We start from the raw sequence: 13,221 nt of genomic DNA, 5'->3' as shown, positions 1-13,221 counted from the left end.
TAAATAGCCGAACTACTTCTTTAACGCTATTTTCCCCGATTTATATAAATCCAATGCTCCTTTCAAAATGTCTTCAATCTTTTCAACCGGCAGGTCTTGATCGGGCTCGAATAGCAATATTTTAATCCGCGAACGATTTTCGACAACCAGTTCCGGATAATCCAAATATCTCCCTTCCATAAAACCAATATAAGGCTGCTTTTGTTTTTTATGTATCCACAAATAGCAAAGCATTTTTCCTTTATAACAAAAGAAAGGCATGCCATATTTCAACACACTGGTAATATCAGTATCCTGTGAAAGTATAATATCTTTCAGAGCTAACAGACAGCTTCGAAAAGGCTCCGGCTGTTTCAGATAAGAATTGTCGATTTCGTTTACTATATCCATAGTTTCCTGTTTTCCCATTGCTCTATAAATGTATCAAATTTGGAGATATGCTTTTCTTCGATTCATAGCTTTTGTTTTTTTAGCCACAGATTAAATGATTAAACAGATTAATCGCTAACGTTTACTCCGAATTGTTTTCTCTTTACGTCTTTGCTTGAAAATTAATTTCGCTTCTATTTTGGTTTTAAAAAGTTACTTTTGCAAAAAATTTCTACAGTGAATTACTTATCAGTCGAAAATATCTCAAAATCTTTTGGAGAGCGTACACTCTTCAAGGACATTTCATTTGGAATCAATAAGGACCAAAAAATTGCTTTTATTGCTAAAAATGGTACAGGCAAGACATCCATCATGAGAATTATCAATGGAGACGACGAGCCGGATACCGGACAGGTCATTATGCGAAAAGACATCAAGATGGCTTTCCTGTCACAAGACCACAATCTTCAGGACGAACTGACCATTGAAGAAAGTATTTTCGCATCTGATAATGAAGTTTTGGACGTAATTCACCAATATGAAAAAGCGTTAGAGAATCCCGAAGATGAAGAAGCTTACCAAAAAGCTTTTGACCGCATGGACCAATTCAACGCATGGGATTTTGAAACACAGTTTAAGCAAATACTGTTTAAGTTAAAACTGGAAAATTTTAAGCTGAAAGTTAAAAATCTTTCCGGAGGACAAAAAAAGCGTCTTTCATTGGCTATCGTCCTCATCAACCGTCCCGACCTGCTGATTCTGGACGAACCCACCAACCATCTAGATTTGGAAATGATTGAATGGCTGGAAAGTTATTTTGCCAAAGAAAACATTACCTTGTTTATGGTGACGCACGACCGTTTTTTTCTGGAACGCGTATGCAACGAAATCATAGAGCTTGACAATGGAAAGCTATACCAATATAAAGGCAATTATTCTTATTATCTGGCGAAGAAAGAAGAGCGGATTGCTTCCGAAAACTCAAGTATAGACAAGGCGCAAAACCTTTTCAAAAAAGAATTGGAATGGATGCGCAGGCAGCCCAAAGCCCGAACTACCAAATCCAAATCGCGTCAGGATGACTTTTATGTTATCAAACAAAAGGCTGAAAGTCGCCGTAAGGAAAACCAGGTTGAACTTGAAATCAACATGGAGCGTATGGGAAGCAAGATTATTGAACTCCATAAGGTCACAAAACATTTTGGAGACAAAATTATTCTGGACAATTTCAGCTTCGATTTCCAGCGTGGTGAACGAATCGGGATTATTGGTAAAAACGGAACAGGTAAATCATCTTTCCTGAATGTACTGACCGGAACTATTCCTTTAGATTCCGGAAAAGTAGTCGTAGGAGACACAATTAAGATAGGATATTACACACAAAGTGGGATTAATCCTAAACCCGGCCAGCGTGTAATCGATGTTATCAAGGAATTTGGCGAATATATTCCGTTAACAAAAGGCAAGATTATTTCGGCTTCACAATTGCTCGAACGTTTCCTTTTTGACAATAAAAAGCAATACGACTATGTAGAAAAATTGAGCGGTGGCGAGCTGAAACGGCTTTACCTTTGTACGGTATTGATTCAGAATCCGAACTTTTTAATTCTGGATGAGCCAACCAATGATTTGGATATCGTGACTTTAAACGTACTCGAAAGTTTCCTTCTGGATTATCCGGGTTGTTTGCTGGTTGTTTCGCACGACCGTTATTTTATGGATAAAATCGTAGACCATTTGTTTGTTTTCCGCGGCGAAGGCGTTATTGAAAATTTCCCGGGCAACTATTCTGATTTCCGTGCTTATGAAGATAGCGTTGAGCCCGTTAAAGAAGAAACCGTTAAAGAAAAAAACAATTGGAAACAGCAAAATGTTTCTTCCGGTCTTTCTTTTAACGAACAGAAAGAATATCAGAAAATTGAACGCGAAATCAAGGATCTGGAAATTGAGAAAGCAAAAATCGAACAGCTATTTTCTGATGGAAAGGTTGCCGATGCCGATATTGAGAAAAAAGCCAATGAGCTTCAGGGCATCATTCTAAAAATCGAAGCGAAAGAAGAACGTTGGTTTGAACTTTCTGCCAAGATGGAAGAATAATTAAAACAACATGCATCTTCTGAAATCATATCTGAAATTTCTATGGAATTCAAACAATTCCCACGGTGTGCATTCACCGTTTGTGTTTGATTTGCTCCGTAAATGCTTTTATGATAAAAATGAATATACAGAATATACTCTTTTAAAAAAATATCGCGAATCGTTACTGCAAAACAAAAACACGATTGAAGTTACTGATTTCGGAGCCGGTTCAAGAGTTTTCAAATCCAACACACGGGCGATAAACAAGATAGCTCAAAACGCGGGAATATCCGGAAAAGATGCCCGACTTTTGTTTCGGATTGTAAACTATTTCGAGCCTAAAACTATTTTGGAAATAGGCACCTCGCTTGGTCTGGCCACTTCTGCTTTGGCTTTTGGAAATCCAAAAGCACAAATCACAAGTTTAGAAGGTTGTCCTGAAACCGCAAAAATTGCCCGACAGCAATTTGATAAATTTGATTTGGGCATTGATTCTGTTGTCAGCAAATTTGAATCGTATTTGGAAACCGAAAAGTCAGACTCCTATGACTTCATTTATTTTGACGGAAATCATTCCAAAATAGCCACATTGCAGTATTTTGATTCACTATTATCAACCGCGCATAACGAAACTGTCTGGATTTTTGATGACATTCATTGGTCGGCAGATATGGAAGAAGCCTGGGAAATCATAAAAAAACACCCAAAGGTTACTGTCACAATTGACACATTCCAATGGGGTCTTGTTTTTTTTAGGAGAGAACAGGAGAAAGAACATTTCATACTTCGCACCTCAAATTCTTTTTTCCTGAACAGCATACTGGGCTTGCGTAAATTATGGGGCTTATTGCCTTAATTCCTTCGTAACGCCTTAATCAGTTCGCCTTTGGTCATTTTTGAACGGCCTTCGATTCCTACTTTTTTAGCTTCGGCATAGATTTCTTTTTTTGACTGGTCTTCATATTTTTTAGCATGGCCTCCTCTTTTTTCGGCACCTTTGCTGTTTGCTATCCGGGCAGACTTTTCTTTGCTATAACCTTTGTCACGCAATGCTTCATATTGGTCCTTATCTTTAATTTGCGGACCTGGGCTTTTGTTCGGCATGGTTTCTATTATTTATTGGTTAGACATTACATAAATTTACCAAATATTTAATTTTCAACCTGTTAATCGTCAGTTAAAGCTATCACAAATAAAAATGGCTGTTCTAAACGAACAGCCATACCTAACTCAAACCAATCTAAATGTGATTATTCCTTTGCTTTTTTATTTTCTTCTGCTTTCGCCCCCATTCTTTCCCATTTGAATTTTGGAGCAAATTTGAATTTCAACTCGGCAATTTTCAAATTGTCTTTAGAAGAAAGTCCTTCTTTTTCAACTTTATTCTTATGAGCATCCAAAGCCTCATACATTGCCTTTATTTCATCGAAATCTTCTCTTGAATACGTATCCTTATTTTTATCAAACTCATTGTAAAAATCATTATACACTCTCAGGATATTGTCCTTGTTTACCCATGAAAAATCCATGTCTTCGCCTATTTTTCCGGCTCCAAAATAAGCATCTCTCAACAACTGTTTTCTGTTGGCAGGATTTGCGGCCTGGGCTTCTTTTTCGGCTTGTGCTTCAGCCTCTAATTTTGATTTTAAACCGGCATATTTTGCTTTTGACTTTTCAAGTCTGGCTTCAGCATTTGCCTTGTCTTTCATTTCTGCAAGTGCAGCTTCGGCATCGGCTGTTTTCTGGTTATAAGAAACCTCTATCGATTGCCAGTTTGCTTTCGCATCGGCAACAGCAACATTGGTTACAGAATCTACATATTTCTCATAAGCATCTACTGTTTTTTCAGCCTGCTTTTCATTTTCGCTTTTACATGAGGCAAAAGCAACTGCAATAATTGCACTTCCTAAAAATAGATTAATCCTTTTCATAATTGGTGGTTTTAATTAAAAATTGGTTTACATAAATTTAGTTATAAAAAATTATTTACACATTTTTAGTTAAAATATTATGATTAATTTAATACAAAAGGTCAGAATTATTAATTTCGTCTTAAAATCTTAAAATGAATTCGCTTTTGCAAAAATTCATTACTTTTAGGGCTCAAATTAAAGCTATGTCATTAATCAAGATAACCAATATAAAAAGAGACTTTGTACTTGGAAATGAAATCATCCATGTTTTAAAAGGAATTGACCTTAACATCAATAAAGGAGAATATGTTGCGTTAATGGGACCTTCCGGTTCCGGAAAATCTACTTTAATGAATATTCTGGGCTGTCTTGATACTCCAACATCAGGGCAATATATTTTGAACGGAAAAGATGTAAGCCAGATGAGTGATGACAATCTGGCGGAAATCCGTAACAAGGAAATAGGATTTGTTTTCCAAACGTTCAACCTTCTGCCCCGAACAACTGCTCTTAATAATGTGGCCTTACCTATGATTTATGCCGGATACTCCAAATCGGAACGTTCTGCAAGGGCTGAAGAAGTCTTAAATCAGGTAGGATTAAAAGACAGGATGGACCATGAACCGAATCAGCTTTCGGGAGGGCAAAGACAGCGTGTTGCTGTGGCAAGAGCCTTAGTCAACAGACCATCTATTATCTTAGCGGATGAACCAACAGGAAATCTTGACAGTAAGACTTCTGTAGAAATCATGAATCTTTTCAATGAAATCCATGCCAATGGAAACACAGTAATTCTGGTTACTCACGAAGAAGATATTGCCGCCTATGCCCACAGAATCATACGACTTCGCGACGGCATCGTAGAAAGTGACAAACCAAACAAATAACTTTTCTTCAGTATGATTTGCAGTTCAGGTTATTGGACTGTGCTTTACAGAAATTTAAAAAATTGCAAAACAATGAAAGTATATACAAAAACCGGAGATAAGGGCACTACAGCCCTTTTTGGAGGCGACAGGGTTCCTAAACACCATATCCGAATCGAAAGTTATGGCACTGTCGATGAGCTTAATTCCTACATCGGGCTGATACGTGACCAGGAAATAAACAGCCACTATAAAGATATTTTAATTCGGATTCAGGACAGATTATTTACTGTTGGTGCCATTTTGGCTACACCGCCTGAAAAAGAAATTCTAAAAAACGGGAAACCAAGACTAAATATTCCAAAAATAACCGAGGCCGACATTGAATTGCTTGAAAATGAAATTGATGACATGGAAAGCGCTCTGCCACCCATGACGCATTTCGTACTGCCTGGCGGACATACAACCGTGTCATATTGTCACATTGCACGCTGTGTTTGCCGTCGTGCAGAACGACTTTCAGTCCATTTAAACGAGCAGGAACCTACAGATGAACTTGTAATTAAGTACTTAAACCGACTTTCTGACTACCTTTTTGTACTGGCACGAAAGTTGTCCTACGACCTTAAGGCCGATGAGGTAAAATGGATTCCTGAAAAGCAGTAATCCAAACGAGCTGAATCGAAACGTCAGAAGGCAATAGCGGTTAAAAAACAGGATAAAAATCCGAAACCGCATAATCCGGTCTGGAAGCCAGAAAAAACGTTCTTGACTTTTTTAAAATAAATACAATTTTACTTGACTATTTCAGTAAAAAAATTATTTTTGCATAAAACTATTAAATCGATATCAGATGTATTGGACATTAGAATTGGCATCCTATTTAAGTGATGCGCCGTGGCCTGCAACCAAAGACGAACTTATCGACTATGCTATTAGAGCTGGAGCACCCTTAGAAGTAGTGGAAAACCTTCAGTCCATAGAAGACGAAGGTGAAATCTACGAATCAATGGAAGAGATATGGCCTGACTATCCAACTGACGAAGATTATCTTTGGAACGAGGATGAGTATTAAAAATAATAAACACAATGAAAAAGTCTCAATAGAGGCTTTTTTTTTGCTTAAATTTGCAACATTTTATAAATAGAAATATAACAACCCATGAGTTTCATCAACAGCATATTAAAAGCTTTTGTAGGTGATAAATCGGAAAAGGATGTAAAAGCCATCATGCCGATTATCGCGAAGATAAAAGCACACGAAGAAACATTAGCTGCTCTTTCGCACGACGAATTAAGAGCAAAAACTATTTACTTCAAGGAGAGAATTAAGGAAGCACGAGCTGAGAAAGATGCAAAAATTGCCTCTTACAAACTCGAAGTAGAGAAAACACAGGACATTGATGCCAGAGAAGACATCTATGCTTCAATCGATACTTTGGAAAAAGAAGCTTACGATATTTCCGAAAAGACCTTGATGGAAATCCTTCCTGAAGCTTTTGCCGTTGTAAAAGAAACAGCCAGAAGATTTAAAGAGAATACGCATGTAACAGTAAAGGCAACACCAAAAGATCTGGAACTTTCTGCTACGAAAAGCTATATCACTATCGAAGGCGATAATGCAATATGGGCTAATAGCTGGAATGCCGCAGGAAAAGAAATTACCTGGGACATGATTCACTACGACGTTCAATTAATTGGAGGAGCCGTACTTCACCAGGGTAAGATTGCCGAAATGCAAACGGGTGAAGGTAAAACATTGGTTGCTACGCTTCCGTTATACCTGAATGCACTTACAGGAAATGGTGTTCACCTTGTAACCGTGAACGACTACCTTGCAAAACGTGATAGCGCATGGAAAGCGCCTCTTTTCGAATTCCACGGACTTACGGTAGAATGTATTGATAACTACCAGCCAAACTCTGAAGGAAGAAGAAAGGCTTATAATGCTGATATTACTTATGGAACAAATAACGAATTTGGTTTCGATTATTTGAGAGACAATATGGCTCATACTCCGGAAGAACTGGTACAGAGAAAACATAATTACGCAATTGTCGATGAGGTCGATTCGGTTTTGGTAGATGATGCCAGAACTCCGTTGATTATTTCAGGTCCGGTTCCTCAAGGTGACCGTCACGAGTTCAACGAGCTAAAGCCAAAAGTTGAAAATCTGGTAAACTTACAAAGACAGTTAGCAAACGGGTTTTTAGCAGAATCTAAAAAACAATTAAAAGAAGGCAATACTAAAGAAGCCGGGTTTTTATTACTAAGAGCTTACCGAAGCTTACCAAAAAATAAAGCTTTAATCAAGTTTTTGAGTGAAGAAGGGGTAAAACAACTGCTTCAAAAAACTGAAAACCACTACATGCAGGATAACAACCGCGAAATGCACAAGATTGATGAAGCTTTGTATTTCGTGATTGAAGAAAAAAACAATCAGGTTGAATTGACAGATAATGGAATCAAATTCCTTTCCGGAGACACTGACAATGATTTCTTCATTCTGCCAGACATCGGAACTGAAATTGCAAGAATCGAAAAAATGAATCTTGACAAAGATGCTGAAGCCGAAGAAAAAGAAAAACTTTTTCAGGATTTCAGCGTAAAAAGCGAGCGTATCCATACTTTAACGCAGCTTTTGAAAGCTTATACCCTTTTTGAAAAAGATACAGAATATGTTATCATCGACAACAAAGTATTGATTGTTGACGAACAGACCGGACGTATTATGGACGGACGTCGTTATTCTGACGGATTGCATCAGGCAATTGAAGCAAAAGAAAACGTAAAAATCGAAGCGGCTACCCAAACATTTGCTACCATTACATTACAGAACTACTTCAGGATGTACAGCAAACTGGCAGGTATGACCGGTACGGCAGTTACGGAAGCAGGCGAATTATGGGAAATCTACAAATTGGATGTTGTTGAAATCCCAACCAACAAGCCAATTGCCAGAAAAGATAAAGAAGATTTAATTTACAGAAGTACCCGTGAAAAATTCAATGCGGTAATTGAAGATGTTACCCAGCTTTCTGCTGCCGGAAGACCGGTATTGATTGGTACTACTTCTGTTGAAATATCAGAATTATTGAGCCGTATGCTCAAGATGAGAAACATTCCTCACAACGTACTTAACGCTAAAATGCACAAGCAGGAAGCGCAAATCGTTGAAGAAGCTGGTAAAGCCGGAGTTGTGACTATTGCTACCAACATGGCAGGTCGTGGAACGGATATCAAGCTTTCTCCAGAAGTAAAAGCAGCAGGTGGTTTAGCCATTGTTGGTACGGAGCGTCACGATTCGCGTCGTGTTGACCGTCAGTTGAGAGGTCGTGCCGGACGTCAGGGAGATGTGGGTAGCTCACAATTCTATGTTTCTCTTGAAGATAACCTGATGCGTTTATTCGGTTCAGAAAGAGTTGCTAAAGTTATGGACAGACTTGGTTTGAAAGAAGGCGAAGTAATTCAGCACTCTATGATGACAAAGTCTATCGAAAGAGCACAGAAAAAAGTAGAAGAAAACAACTTTGGTGTACGTAAGCGTCTTTTGGAATATGATGACGTTATGAACGCCCAACGTGAAGTAGTTTACAAGCGTCGTCGCCATGCTTTGCACGGAGAGCGTCTGAAAGTGGATATTGCCAACATGATGTATGACACTTGCGAAGTGATTGTTGAGGCGAACAAAGCGTCCAATGATTTCAAAAACTTCGAATTCGAATTGATTCGCTATTTCTCTATTACCTCTCCGGTAAATGAAGCTGATTTCGCAAAAATTTCAGCTCAGGAACTGACAGGAAAAGTATACAAGTCGGCTTTGGAATTCTATAATGAAAAAACCGCTAGAAGTGCAAGAGAAGCCTACCCTATCATCAAGAATGTTTTTGAAAACGAAAGCAACCAGTTCGAAAGAATCGTTGTTCCGTTTACTGATGGAATCAAAACCCTTAATGTCGTAACCGACCTGAAAAAGGCATACGAAACGGAAGGAGCTCAATTGATAAGCGATTTCGAGAAAAACATCACGCTTGCAATTGTTGATGAAGCCTGGAAAAAGCACCTGCGCAAAATGGACGAATTGAAACAGTCTGTTCAGTTAGCAGTACACGAACAAAAAGACCCTTTATTGATTTACAAGTTCGAAGCTTTCAACCTGTTTAAAAACATGATTGACAATGTCAATAAAGAAGTAATCTCTTTCTTATTCAAAGGAGACCTGCCACAACAGAACAATCCTGAAATCCACGAAGCAAGAGAAGTTGCCCGTCCAAAAGAAAACTACAAGACTTCAAAAGACGAGATTCCAAATACTGACGAAGCTGCTGCTGCAAACCGTGAAGCCGGACAAACACAGAGACCTCAGGTGACGGAAACTATCGTACGTGATATGCCAAAAATCAACCGTAACGACAATGTTACCGTGAAGCATGTCATGAGCGGCAAAACCGAAACTATGAAATACAAAAAGGCAGAAAGTCTTTTGGCTTCTGGTGAATGGGTTATAGTGAATGAGTAAATTTTAGGCTTGAGATTTTCAGACCAGTAATAAAAATAAGTCCCCAACTACAGATGTAGTTGGGGACTTAATTATATGTATAATCGATACAAATAAAATAGCAAAAAAGCATATACAAGCTCAACAACGAAAAACGATTAATATTCATGATTAAAAAAATACTTTCATTTATTATTTTATCCATCATTATACAAACCGAATCGTTAGGTCAAGATTTTCAATGGGTCAGACAAATAAAGGGAATCGTATCAGATTACAATGATTTTGCCATAGGATTAGCCGTTGACAGTAATGAAAATTCATATTTAATAGGCGATACTGAATCACCATTGTTTGATATGGATCCTACAATTGATGGCGTAGAAATTATTGACAATTCACATGTTCAGAATTTTCAAGGCACCTATCTGATTAAAGTTGACAGCGATGGAAACTACATATGGGGGATGACATTTGGAAATTATAGAAGATCAGATCATGCTTATGATATTAAAATTGGGAAAGACGGCAACATATATGCTTTATTAAGCATACATGAATATAATAGTAGTACAAATGTTATAGATTCATTCATAAAGATTGTAAAGATATCACCTGATGGTAATATAATATCTACAAAAAGCATCCCTCAAGTTTATGGAAATAATAGAACTGACATTTTGTACACTAGATCATTTGACTTAGATGATCAAAACAATATTTTTTTATGTGGTTTTTTCATTGGGAACTTTATAATCGACAACAATCCAAGCTTATCTTTAAATTCGAACGGGAATGGGATTGGGAATTATATTCTAAAAATAAATAATGATGGAAGTTTTGCATGGGTAAAACAATTTAACTCAAGTGACAATTCTTATAATAAATTGATTGTCAGACCTGATGGCAATATCAATTATCTTCAGAATAATTTTAGCGATTATACTCTATATAATATTGATAATTCAACCAATTCTATTATCTGGCAGAAAAATTTTATAAACCAAGCACAAAAAGATTTTCATGTTTCAAACAATGGCATTACATTACTTGGCAGGAAACATGATTTTCAAGCTGTTGTTGATGTTGACCCTTCTTCTGGAGTAGTTTCTATTTCAGGGAACAATCGCTTTATTATATTTTTAAATTTGGATGGTACTTTTTTAGATGTAAAGCAATTTCAGGTACCTGTAGGGGGCGATATTTCTTTTACTGCCCTTACAACAGATGATCTGGGTAATTTTTTCATTGGGGGAACTTTTAACGCTACCGTTGATTTTGACCCATCCAGTAACATTAATAATTTGACTCCATCAAATTATGGCGATATCTTCTATCTAAAACTTGATTCCAATAGGAATTTTGATAATGTAATAAAGTTTGGACAAGAATTACCTTTACAAAGTTCTTATAATATTTGCCTTGGATATCAAATAAAACAAATTAAGGTCATAAATAATAATAATTATTTGTTTGGGGAATTTTCCGGAGTTTGCGATTTTGATCCTTCTCCCACCACATTCACTTCGTTAAAATCTTTTAATTCAATAACTTACAACCTTGATGGTTTTCTTCAAAAACTCGGTCCATGTACCACTTCTTCACCACCACTTGGAGATAACAACCAAACATTCTGTTCCTCCAGAAATCCCACAATTGCAAATTTAACTCCAAATTCTAGTTCAATAAAATGGTATGATTCTCCTACTTCGGGAAATTTATTAAACCCTACTACCGCTTTAATAAATGCACAGACTTATTACGCTTCAAAGCAAACCGGAACTTGTCCAGAATCTAGTCCAAGATTACCTGTAACAGTAAACATAAGTCAAAGTCCTGTTGCTCCCATTGCAGCAAATCAAGTATTTTGTGAAAGCGAACGAGCTACAATTTCAAGTTTAATTGCTCTTGGTCAAGATATCAGATGGTATTCATCCCTTACTGATGTCCATAGTTTGCCTACAACCACGATTTTACAAAATAACACTAATTATTATGCATCTCAGACCACAGGTGGTTGTGAAAGTAATAGAACTTTAATTAATGTGACAATAAATTCGGTTTCGTCTCCAGTTTTATCATCTCCGCAAACATTCTGCCAACAACAAAATGCCACTTTAAACGATATCATTATAAATGGTAGCAACATACAATGGTACGACTCTCAAATTGGAGGGAATCTACTTGCTAGCAATTTACTTTTAATTGACGGAACAACGTATTATGCATCTCAAACTATTAATAGTTGTGAAAGCTCAAGAATTCCAATCACAATCAGCATTCAAAATACTGCTATTCCAACTGGAGATTCAACTCAAACATTTTGCTCTACAGATAGTCCAACCCTCACTAATATAGCCATAAACGGCAGTAATATTATTTGGTATGATTCAAGTGGTACAGCACTCCCTTCAACAGAAATATTGGTGAATGGAGAAATCTATTATGCGAGCCAAACAATAAATAATTGCGAAAGCATTAATAGACTTCCTGTTACTGTTCTTTTGACAAATACTCTAAATGCGAATGATTATTCCGCATCAATATGTGACAATTTAAATGATGGTCTGGAAATTATCAATTTAGCAGATTACAATACAAACCTAATTTCTAACACTTCAATTTATACATTCAATTATTACCGTTCCTTACTTGGTGCCACGAACGAAATTAGTTCTGAATTAATTAATTCTTCAACAAGTTACAATTTAACTGGCGACCTAAGTGAAATTTATGTGAGGCTTACTTCAACTGGAGGATGCCATCAAGTTGTTAAGTTAAGTATAAATTTATTGAAAAGCCCTATACTGACCATTCCTGACACAGTAGCTCTTTGTGAAGGAAGAATTATTACTGTTAATGCCGGTACGGGATTTGACAGCTACTTATGGTCAACAGGCTCTAATTCAGAATCCATAATTATTTCACAAGCTGGAATTTATTCCGTAACGGTAACTAAAAGACATGGAAATATCATCTGTTCGTCAACAAAAAATTTCACTGTCATTTTATCAAACGCTGCGACAATTTCAACAATTGACATTCAAGACTGGACAGATACAGAGAATACAATCGTTATAAATACAAACGGTTTAGGAGATTATGAATTTTCAATTGATGGGATAAATTATCAAGCCAGTAATGTTTTTTCAAGATTAGCTAGCGGGGTATATATGGTATATGTTCGTGATAAAAACAGATGTGGAATAGTTAAAGACGATGTAGCTTTATTGATGTATCCTCGGTTTTTCACACCTAATAATGACGGATATAATGACAATTGGTCTATTAATTTTTCTTCTTTTGAGCCTGGACTAAAAGTCGATATTTTTGATCGTTATGGTAAATTTTTAAAAACATTAAACCATATGGACTCTTGGGATGGAAAATATAATGGACAAGAACTCCCTTCAACTGATTATTGGTTTGTAGCCAGCAGAAAAAATGGAAAAAAACATAAAGGACATTTCTCTTTGAAACGATAATCTTTCAAAAT

The 13,221-nt window shown here is 36.7% G+C and carries 10 protein-coding genes; 7 read left to right on the top strand and 3 right to left on the bottom strand.

The window, feature by feature from the left end:
- Positions 1–12 precede the first annotated feature (12 nt).
- Positions 13–390, bottom strand: coding sequence for a DUF1801 domain-containing protein (locus B0G92_RS07175; RefSeq protein WP_101472048.1), 378 nt, complete (start codon positions 388–390; stop codon positions 13–15).
- A gap of 216 nt (positions 391–606) precedes the next feature.
- Between B0G92_RS07175 and B0G92_RS07170 the strand changes: the two genes are divergently transcribed.
- Together B0G92_RS07170 and B0G92_RS07165 are read left to right on the top strand one after the other, a co-directional pair.
- The gene (locus B0G92_RS07170; protein ID WP_056069866.1) at positions 607–2,466 is read left to right on the top strand and encodes an ABC-F family ATP-binding cassette domain-containing protein; all 1,860 of its coding nucleotides are present in this window, start codon (positions 607–609) and stop codon (positions 2,464–2,466) included.
- A gap of 10 nt (positions 2,467–2,476) precedes the next feature.
- Positions 2,477–3,304 carry an O-methyltransferase gene (locus B0G92_RS07165; protein ID WP_101471596.1) on the top strand — a complete coding sequence of 276 codons (828 nt, stop codon included), beginning with the start codon at positions 2,477–2,479 and terminating at the stop codon, positions 3,302–3,304.
- Here the strand turns inward: B0G92_RS07165 and B0G92_RS07160 are convergent.
- A complete protein-coding gene (locus B0G92_RS07160) occupies positions 3,301–3,552 on the bottom strand; it encodes a DUF7218 family protein (RefSeq protein ID WP_101471595.1) in 252 nt (83 codons plus the stop codon). The two genes, B0G92_RS07165 and B0G92_RS07160, sit on opposite strands and share 4 nt — an antisense overlap.
- 146 nt (positions 3,553–3,698) lie before the next feature.
- Positions 3,699–4,379, bottom strand: coding sequence for a hypothetical protein (locus B0G92_RS07155; RefSeq protein WP_056069856.1), 681 nt, complete (start codon positions 4,377–4,379; stop codon positions 3,699–3,701).
- 185 nt (positions 4,380–4,564) lie between these two features.
- Between B0G92_RS07155 and B0G92_RS07150 the strand changes: the two genes are divergently transcribed.
- From B0G92_RS07150 to B0G92_RS07130, 5 genes are all read left to right on the top strand, one after another.
- The gene (locus B0G92_RS07150; protein ID WP_056069853.1) at positions 4,565–5,248 is read left to right on the top strand and encodes an ABC transporter ATP-binding protein; all 684 of its coding nucleotides are present in this window, start codon (positions 4,565–4,567) and stop codon (positions 5,246–5,248) included.
- Between the two features lie 72 nt (positions 5,249–5,320).
- Positions 5,321–5,893 (top strand): cob(I)yrinic acid a,c-diamide adenosyltransferase, encoded by a 573-nt coding sequence (locus B0G92_RS07145; RefSeq protein WP_101472047.1) that lies wholly within the window; start codon positions 5,321–5,323, stop codon positions 5,891–5,893.
- 187 nt (positions 5,894–6,080) lie between these two features.
- The gene (locus tag B0G92_RS07140; RefSeq protein ID WP_022828503.1) at positions 6,081–6,302 is read left to right on the top strand and encodes a DUF2795 domain-containing protein; all 222 of its coding nucleotides are present in this window, start codon (positions 6,081–6,083) and stop codon (positions 6,300–6,302) included.
- An 87-nt stretch (positions 6,303–6,389) separates the two neighbouring features.
- The gene (secA, locus tag B0G92_RS07135; RefSeq protein ID WP_056069850.1) at positions 6,390–9,746 is read left to right on the top strand and encodes a preprotein translocase subunit SecA; all 3,357 of its coding nucleotides are present in this window, start codon (positions 6,390–6,392) and stop codon (positions 9,744–9,746) included.
- 146 nt (positions 9,747–9,892) lie between these two features.
- Positions 9,893–13,210 (top strand): Ig-like domain-containing protein, encoded by a 3,318-nt coding sequence (locus B0G92_RS07130; RefSeq protein WP_101471594.1) that lies wholly within the window; start codon positions 9,893–9,895, stop codon positions 13,208–13,210.
- The last annotated feature ends 11 nt before the right edge of the window (positions 13,211–13,221 follow it).

Source organism: Flavobacterium lindanitolerans, assembly GCF_002846575.1.
GTDB lineage: Bacteria > Bacteroidota > Bacteroidia > Flavobacteriales > Flavobacteriaceae > Flavobacterium > Flavobacterium lindanitolerans.
The sequence above is the reverse complement of the archived record's forward strand: the minus strand, read 5'-3'. Positions and strand labels throughout refer to the sequence as shown.

Excerpts from the sequence above, each read along its gene's own strand:
- B0G92_RS07175 (WP_101472048.1), bottom strand. The coding sequence starts at position 390 with ATGGATATAGTAAACGAAATCGACAATTCTTATCTGAAACAGCCGGAG.
- B0G92_RS07165 (WP_101471596.1), top strand. The coding sequence starts at position 2,477 with ATGCATCTTCTGAAATCATATCTGAAATTTCTATGGAATTCAAACAAT.
- B0G92_RS07160 (WP_101471595.1), bottom strand. The coding sequence starts at position 3,552 with ATGCCGAACAAAAGCCCAGGTCCGCAAATTAAAGATAAGGACCAATAT.
- B0G92_RS07155 (WP_056069856.1), bottom strand. The coding sequence starts at position 4,379 with ATGAAAAGGATTAATCTATTTTTAGGAAGTGCAATTATTGCAGTTGCT.
- B0G92_RS07150 (WP_056069853.1), top strand. The coding sequence starts at position 4,565 with ATGTCATTAATCAAGATAACCAATATAAAAAGAGACTTTGTACTTGGA.
- B0G92_RS07145 (WP_101472047.1), top strand. The coding sequence starts at position 5,321 with ATGAAAGTATATACAAAAACCGGAGATAAGGGCACTACAGCCCTTTTT.
- B0G92_RS07140 (WP_022828503.1), top strand. The coding sequence starts at position 6,081 with ATGTATTGGACATTAGAATTGGCATCCTATTTAAGTGATGCGCCGTGG.
- secA (WP_056069850.1), top strand. The coding sequence starts at position 6,390 with ATGAGTTTCATCAACAGCATATTAAAAGCTTTTGTAGGTGATAAATCG.
- B0G92_RS07130 (WP_101471594.1), top strand. The coding sequence starts at position 9,893 with ATGATTAAAAAAATACTTTCATTTATTATTTTATCCATCATTATACAA.